General features: G+C 72.6%; 2 protein-coding genes and 1 pseudogene. 2 read left to right on the top strand and 1 reads right to left on the bottom strand.

Going from position 1 to position 1,429, the window contains the following annotated elements; all coding sequences use genetic code 11:
* Window positions 1–107: 107 nt before the first annotated feature.
* Window positions 108–389: pseudogene (locus A7A76_RS26950) on the top strand (FecR family protein); the annotation flags it as partial.
* A 257-nt stretch (window positions 390–646) separates the two neighbouring features.
* Here A7A76_RS26950 and A7A76_RS26945 read toward each other — a convergent pair.
* Window positions 647–934 (bottom strand): DUF6053 domain-containing protein, encoded by a 288-nt coding sequence (locus A7A76_RS26945; RefSeq protein WP_428995206.1) that lies wholly within the window; start codon window positions 932–934, stop codon window positions 647–649.
* Here A7A76_RS26945 and A7A76_RS26940 point away from each other — a divergent pair.
* On the top strand, window positions 852–1,429 hold a 578-nt coding region (locus tag A7A76_RS26940), incomplete at its 3' end, for a DUF6053 domain-containing protein (protein ID WP_428995205.1). The two genes, A7A76_RS26945 and A7A76_RS26940, sit on opposite strands and share 83 nt — an antisense overlap.

The raw sequence follows: 1,429 nt of genomic DNA, 5'->3' as shown, positions 1-1,429 counted from the left end.
CGGCGGAACCGGCCGCCGCTTCGGCGCTGCGTGCCGATGCCTTGACGTTCAAGCCGCGCGCGACCGCCGCGCGGGCTTCGCGCTGGCCGTACGCGGCCGCCGCCGCGGTGGCCGCGCTCGCGGTCGGGCTGGGCTGGGGCTGGCTGCATTACGGCGCGGTCGAGCGTTCCAGCTACCGCACCGCGCTCGGCAAGACCGACGAGGTGGCGCTGGCCGACGGCTCGCGCGCCACCCTGAGCAGCGACAGCCGCATCGAAGTGGCGCTGTCGGGCGCGCGGCGGCGGGTCGAGCTGGCGCAGGGCGAGGCTTTCTTCGACGTGGCCAAGGATCCGGGCCGGCCGTTCGCGGTCGAGGCCGGCGCGCGCCGGGTGGTGGCGGTGGGCACGCATTTCTCGGTGCGCCGCGACGGCGCCGACCTGCGCGTGGTGGTCACCGAAGGCACGGTGCGGCTGGAATCCGAACCGGTCGGCGGCCACCCGCAGCCGACCACGCTGCTGCCGGCCGGCAGCATCGCCCTGGCCGGGCCCAACGGCGTACTGGTGCGCAGCGTGCCGGTCGAGGAGGCCGAACGTTACGTCGACTGGCGCCACGGCTTCCTGGTGTTCCGCGATACGCCGCTGGCGCAGGCCGCGGCCGAGTTCAACCGCTACAGCGCGCGCAAGCTGGTGATCGCCGACGTGGCCGCGGGCGAGCTGCGCGTGGGCGGCAATTTCCGCTGGTCGAACGCGGAAATGTTCGTCGGCTTGCTGGAGCAGGCGATGCCGGTGAAGGCGGAGCGGTTGCCGGATCGGATCGTGTTGCGCAGTCGTTGAAGGAGCGCAAAGCGGGAGCGCGGGACCGGGCTCGCTCCTGTGGGAGGGCCTTCAGGCCCGAAGCTTTTCGCTCCGCTCGCCGCGATCTGGGCCAAAAGCCTCGGGCCTGAAGGCCCTCCCACAAAAAAACGGGGCCTCAAGGCTTCCCCAACGCAAGGCCTCGCGAAAAAATCCGTGTCCTTTTCCGCCGCCGCATGCGGGATTTGCCGAGTTCGTTCGTCTGACTTACACAACGGCGCCAAGCGAGTGCCGATGGGGAGGGGTAAACCGATGCTGCGTGCAGTGCGTGGGTTGCGTGTCGTGTTGTTGAGCCTGGCCTGTTCGGCCGCGTTGTCCGCGCAGGCGCAGGGGGCGCCGGCGCGGGTCGAGATCCCGGCGGGCGACCTGTCGGCCGCGCTGGATGCGCTGGCGCGCCAGTCCGGCGCCCAGTTCGTCTATTCCGCCGACCAGCTGCGCGGGCTGCGCACCGCCGGCGTCAGCGGCACCATGCCGGCCGGCGACGCGCTCGACCGGCTGCTGCGCGGCAGCGGCTTCGTCGCCCGCCGCGATCCGTCCGGCGGCATGGTCATCGTCAAGGACGCGGCCAAGCCCAAGCCGGCCGCGGCCGCCGCGGCGCG

It is taken from the genome of Lysobacter enzymogenes (genome assembly GCF_017168095.1).
Classification (GTDB): domain Bacteria; phylum Pseudomonadota; class Gammaproteobacteria; order Xanthomonadales; family Xanthomonadaceae; genus Lysobacter; species Lysobacter enzymogenes_D.
Note: the sequence above shows the minus strand (reverse complement) of the source record. Positions and strands in the feature narration are given on the sequence as shown.